The organism is Mesorhizobium sp. M7A.F.Ca.CA.001.08.2.1, assembly GCF_003998455.1.
Classification (GTDB): Bacteria; Pseudomonadota; Alphaproteobacteria; order Rhizobiales; family Rhizobiaceae; genus Mesorhizobium; species Mesorhizobium ciceri.
Genome location: NZ_RZPW01000347.1, coordinates 1 through 6224 on the forward strand (window position 1 = coordinate 1; position 6224 = coordinate 6224).

Annotated in this window: 3 protein-coding genes; 1 reads left to right on the top strand and 2 read right to left on the bottom strand. The window is 57.2% G+C overall.

Features of this window, described 5'->3' with window-relative positions; translation table 11 throughout:
- The first annotated feature begins 241 nt into the window (after positions 1 to 241).
- Positions 242 to 1225 carry a glycosyltransferase 61 family protein gene (locus tag EN914_RS20140; RefSeq protein WP_127218613.1) on the top strand — a complete coding sequence of 328 codons (984 nt, stop codon included), beginning with the start codon at positions 242 to 244 and terminating at the stop codon, positions 1223 to 1225.
- Positions 1226 to 1333: 108 nt separating this feature from the next.
- Here the strand turns inward: EN914_RS20140 and EN914_RS20145 are convergent, their stop codons facing one another.
- Positions 1334 to 1528: a hypothetical protein gene (locus tag EN914_RS20145; RefSeq protein ID WP_024503670.1), complete on the bottom strand. Its 195-nt coding sequence runs from the start codon at positions 1526 to 1528 to the stop codon at positions 1334 to 1336.
- A gap of 11 nt (positions 1529 to 1539) precedes the next feature.
- Positions 1540 to 6171 (bottom strand): glycoside hydrolase family 99-like domain-containing protein, encoded by a 4632-nt coding sequence (locus tag EN914_RS20150; protein ID WP_127218615.1) that lies wholly within the window; start codon positions 6169 to 6171, stop codon positions 1540 to 1542.
- Positions 6172 to 6224 lie beyond the last annotated feature (53 nt).

Genomic DNA, 6224 nt, shown 5'->3' on the forward strand with positions numbered 1-6224 from the left:
GCCTTAGACCGCTATTTGACTTCCTTGGCGCCTATTTCGATGAGGTCGCCTTGCAAAATGTTTTAACGACAAAGCACTCGAACTAGGCGAAGGTGCAGTCGTTGTCGTGCCGGCAGAGTACTTAAATGCCGCTTCAGTGATTTCGCGAATTGCGGTCCATGATTGACTGCAACCAGGCTCGTGCTACATGAGCTCGGCAAGTCGATAGGCTTGCGAGGGCCGTCGGGATAGGATTCAGAAAGTGACCTTGGCGACGCAATCAGCTTTCCGTCACGATATCACGGCGAGTTATCGCATCATCGAAAACGCTACAGTAACCCAGACCGTCTTCGACAAGTCCTCGATGACCTATCAGGGCGCGGTCTACGACCCAGCCGGGGCGCTGGTGTTCCATTCGCTGCGACCAGGCTCGCCTGTCTCAAATTACCGGCCGGATATCTCTATTTCACGACGTCGCGATCCTATACCTAATTCCCTGCGCTTTGACGTGGCGATCTATGGTGGCCATTTCTTCTATGCGTGGGGCCACTTCCTAATCGAAACGCTTTCGACCGCAGCCTTGGTGGACGAATTCCCAAATGTTCCAGTGATCTTCTCGCCATATGAAATCGTAGGGCAAAACGAGTGGACGGAAGGCTACCAAAGGCACACGATGCCAATCCTCCGCGCGGCCGGTTGGGGAGAACGGGAAATCGTTGTCTCACCGAAACCGATGTTGGTAGGGAGGTTATATGTACCTCAGCGCCTTACATCATTCGGAGTCGCAAGCCCAACAGTTCACTTAGCGATGGCTACCGTCTATGACCGAATCCGATCCAACTTAGCCCGGCAGCAAAGCGACGAGACAGTGGTTGCCATGAGAGCAGAAGACCATCGACGCTGGCATCCTTCAGAAAGATCCATATATCAGGCGCTCTCCAACCGTGGCGCTCTGACCATCCTGCCTCAGAACATGACTACCGAGGCGCAGGTTGCGTCTATTTCGAGAGCAAGGACGCTAATTGGTTTCACCGGAAGCGTCTTGCACAACTCTGTCTTCATGGCCAAGGGTACGCAAGTGATCGAGATTGGAGATCGTTCCGACCGAGAAACTGCGGATCCGATGCAGAGCGAGCTTTGCCGAATTTGTGATCAAAAGCTTGTTTTTGTTCCTGGATTCGATGGGGAACCGCGATCCGCCGATGATCTACTCTCCGCAATCAATTCTTCTGCTTTTGTGCCCTAAAGCTGCGGGAGCCGCTTCAGCATCAGACCTCCGCTTGAATTGAAATCTGTGGGCTGATGGCCTCATCCGAGTTCAATCGTCGACCTCAGCCTGGCCGCTGCACGAGCGTCACGCAATCCAGTCGCCCACTCCTCCCCACTGAATGATATTGCTTTCGCGGACGATAAGGCCCGTACCTTTGTCTTCGTCCCAAAACAGATGCGCCCAGCGCTCAGCATTGTCATAATATTGGCTTTCGGCCCAAGCGGCACCGACGACTGCCACGGACTTATCAAGCTTTTTGGTCAAACCGGAATTGGCCATATTGGTGGCACTTAGTTCTCCTGCCCTTGCCCCGCGTTCCGCAACTCCGAATAGCCCTCGAATCGTGGCTGCTCGCCCGTCGCAAGGCCGAACTGCGCGTAGAGACGTTGGGCATATGCACTTGCTGATTCTTGCGCTGCCGCTCCCAGATGGAAGCGAGCGATCGTTTCAGATTGCACACGCGCGATCTCCTGCAGATGGCTGGCGTTGAAACTCCCTATCGTCACGCTTGATTGGTGCCGGCGGTGCGAATTGAACGGGTGAGGATGAAACGCGATATCGCCCTTCTCCAGCAATCTCAGATAAGCAACCCAGTCGCCGGCATTCCTGTAAGACGCGATTTCATCAAGGTTCTGGCTGAGAGCCTGGCGCAGCGCCTCTCTTCGAAACAAGACGCCACTGACGTTTGGAATGGTGTTCTTGAGGTAAAGTGCCTCGGCGATTTCCTGGCGGCCCTCCACGACGTAGGGTTTCGTCCAGCGAGACCGGTCGATGTCCGACACATAATCGAGATAGTGTTCGGACAAGACCCGGCCGGCGCCGTCCATCTGTCGCGACTGGCAGTAGCTCATCACCACCTCCTCGCGTTCGAAGGCGGGCAGAAGCTCGGCGAGAAAATCGGGATCGGCGAGGTCGTCGGCTTCGGCGATCCAGACATAGTCGCCGCGCGCCATTTCGACCCCCCGCATCCATTGGCGGAATACCGAGCCCGAATTTTCGGCGTTCACGACCAACCTGCACGGAATGTCGCAACCGGCCAGAAATTTCTCGATGACTTCGACACTTTCGTCGGTCGAAGCATCGTCAAGCACGATCAACTCGTAAGGCCTTGTCGTCTGCTCGACGATCGAGCTTAGGCGCGCACCCAGATACCGGGCGTAGTTGTAGTTCGGCACGATGACCGACACCCGCGGCAATGGTTTTTCGGCGTAAATCAGCAGGTCATGCAGGTAATGGCTGAAGCTGAACTCCTGGCGGACGATATCGCGGCCAACGCTGGCGAGACGCCGGGCTTCGCCCGCATTGTCGAGCAGATTGGTGATAGCCTTGGCCATCGCATCGGTGTCGAATGCCTGCACGAGGATTCCGCAATCCCGCTTCAGCAGATCCTGGAAGCCACCAGCGCCCTCAAAGGCAACGACCGGCACTGTGGCATCCAGCGCCTCGAGCACCACCGAGGGGAACGGATCCTCACGCGAGGTCAAGGCATAGATATCCGCGGCGAAATAGTATTCCTGCGGATTTTCCACCAATCCGACAAAGACGAAGCGGCCCTCCAGTCCCGCGTCCTTCACCCGTCGCATTTGCTTGGCGTGAAAGACGGTATCGACATGGCCAACCCAGACAGCAACCGCATCCGGCCTGGATGCCATAACCTTGAGGCAAGCATCAACGAAAAGATCGAGGCCCTTGCGATGGTCGGCATATCCCGCGCATAGGATTATGCTTTCACTTGTCGAAAGCCCTAATCTTGCGCGGACCGCCTCGCGGACCTGCTGACGATCATCGGCGAGGTAGGGCGTACGCAGATAGAGTCCTTGCGGCCTGACTACCGACTGACTGACCGGTTGGCCAACAAACTCTTCGAATCCGGCTTTGACGATCTCGGCTGGGAAAACGACCGTATCAGCGCTCTCGATAATGGCTGCGGCAGCATCGGCAAGACCGTAGGACGCCAATATTCCGGGCAGTTCGTGGACGAGGCAAACGGTGCGGAACCCTGCCTGCTTCAGCAGCGGGACGAGCTTTCCGGATACGGTGGTGTTCACGACGGCCACTTCGGCGCCGTTGTTTCTGATGGCGGCCAAGCGTTTCAGCACATCGGCATCGCCTTGCTCAGGCAAGTCGATCCTGTGCACGGTCGCGGCGTGGGCGAAACGGCCGAGCAGCGGCCCGTCGCCTAGCACGATGAGATCGGGCTCAAAACCAAGCTGCTTGAACCCCTTGGCCAGATTGAGAGCCAGCAATTGCGCCCCATGCGGGTGGGCGTCGTGGGAAACGACTACGATCCGGGATTTGCATTTCCTGTTAGCCGCCTCCAGGGCGTCGCGGGTCGCCTGCAGGTAGGCGTGGCCGTTTGCGCTATCGGGCTCCAGATGCGCGCCTTCCGCCCACTCGTTCCAGGCATTGACGAAGACCAGCCGCTCGGATGGCTCGCTGACATGGGCCAAGGTGTCCTCAATGACATTGTCCAGCCATCTACGGTAGAGCGCGGGGGTGTTGTTGATGAACACGGTGCCGCCGCGCTTGCGGCGTGCCGTATTGTCCCAGCCGGGGCAAACCGAACGGAAAAGCTTGTATTTGCGGGATGAGTAGGTTTCGCTGCGTTGCGGGAAAATCGACCAGTCATAGACGGTCGTGGCAAAATCCTCATGCAGCGGCGTCACTGTATGCGTGACATTTGGCGGCGCGGAATTGTTTGGCGGAAACTCCACGGCGGCATCGAACCCGTAGCGATGAGGGGGCACAGATTCGAAGGACTGGGTGTAGGCCAGGAAAATCTCGCCGATGCCATTCTCCCGGCACCAAGTCCGCCAGCGCCGCGCTGTCTCAGCCGCCGCCGGGAGCAGGCTTGGTCGATAGACGAGCAGCAGCGGCTTGCCATCGATGCGGATGTAGCGTGGGTCGCGAAGATAAGGCGCGACCTCGGCGATAAAGGCGAGATCGTCCTGGGGGGAGTGATCCTGCGCGATGAGGATCTCCTGATCCATTCCGTCCCAGCGGCGCGACCAATTCTCATTAGCCCAGCAGACGCAGAACGGCATGTCGAGGCTCTTGTCCGCGAGCCAGTTCTCGAGTGGCCTTTCCAAGAGCCGCTTGCCGGCGAACCAATAAAAATAGAAGCAGAAACCTTCCACGCCATAGAGCTTTGCCAGCTCTATCTGGTGGCGCTGAACTGCAGTGTCGAGCAGATCATAATAGCCGAGGGAATCCGGCACGTGAGGCTGATGGTGACCGATGAATTGCGGCTCGGCGGGCCTCACATTGGTCCATTCGGTGAAGCCCTGTCCCCACCATTCATCGTTTTCGGGGATCTGGTGGAATTGCGGGAGATAGAACGCGATGACGCGCACCGGCTTCAGGAGCAGCGGCGGCGCATCGAGAAGCGGCACATAGACTGGTTCGGGCGAGAAGATCGGGCCGGAACTGACCAGCGCCCCGCGCAAGACCATCTCGTTGCTGCCCACAGGCGCTTGGGGCGCCTCCATGCTTCTCCAGGCGCGGTAGGCATTCGTAACACCAAACAGCGAAGGAAAGGTCGAAAACGCCGCTCTCTTCAATTTTCGCTTGAGGTCGATGGAGAGCGGCAGATTGTGCCAGCAACCGTAGGCACCCCGAATCGCCAAGCGGCGGAGCCTTATGCGAACATCGCCGATAGCGCGGACGCGGCTCCCAATCCCCCGCAGAGGCTTGGTCACTCGCCAGGATGTGCTGGCATAAACGGCATCGAGAACATCATGCAACCGGATTTCCTCGGATCGCGCCTCGTCGCGATCCGCAAGCAGCACACTCGTCGCCCTGTGCGCCATCGACAAATTTTCTTGCAAGAGTTCGATCTCTTTGTCTCTCGCAATGATCTGTGTCCGTCCTCGCGCGATCTCTCCGTCTCGCGCGCTGACTTGTGCCCTTGTGCTTGAGATCTCGTCTTTGTGGGTCCGGATTTGTTCGCGCATTTCAGCCATCTCGCTGGAGAAAGCCTCGATGCGTGCCCCGTGACGGCCCACCAACTTCCTGTTGGTTCCGATCTCCTCCTCCATGGTTGTTGACTTCAACGACCATGGATTTCCGGTTTGATCGATCGCCTTGCTCTTCGTGTCGTCGAGAGGAACCACGCTCCCGTCTGCGAGCGCCGCCCGGCCGTGCACGTTGCGCGCGCCGAGGACGTTTTCCGGAATAGGCAGCTTCGTTACAATGCAAAGCGAGTTCAAGAACTCGACGGAATGAACCGACGCGAGAGAAGCTTCGTCGAATGCGACTTGGTGCCTGTCGGCGAAAGTGGCCAAGGCATCGACCCGACGACGATCCAGTCCCCAATGCTCATGGTTGACTACATCAAGCAGGCGTTTGAAAAACGACATCGAGGAAAGCGGATCGTAGAGACCGCCTTCGAACTCCTGCCAATAACTGCAATGCAGATCTTCGGCGATGTACATGCCCCCTTCGGAAAGATGAGGGAAATATCGCGCGAACGAGCGTATTATATCCGAGGATAGGTGCGATCCGTCATCAATTATAATATCATATTTTTCCGACATCGACATGATGTCGCGCTCTGTTTGATCAGTATTGGCGTCACCTACGGCGATCTTTATCTTCCGGCTGTCGAAAACGAGATTTCCGCAAGCCAGATTGACGTCACAGCCAACGATTATCTCAGCATTGGGGAAATATTTCTGCCATATCTCCAGGGAGCCGCCGTTCTGAACTCCGATTTCCAGGATTCGAACCGGCCTGTCTCGATACTCTGAAAAAATATGGTCATAGGTGCTGAGATAGATCGACCATTTATCCGACACTTTGCCGCGATGCGCGTCATACAGGTCACGAAGTGAAAGGACCTGCTTTGCCGTTTTGGCTTTGGCGCGTGCCTTGCCGGCAGGCATCGCGTCGCGCACCGCGTCTGGCGAAGGGTGCTTGTTCATGCCGTCAATGCCTGTTTCGTCTCACCGTCGAGAAGCCGGTGCACCACCGCCTC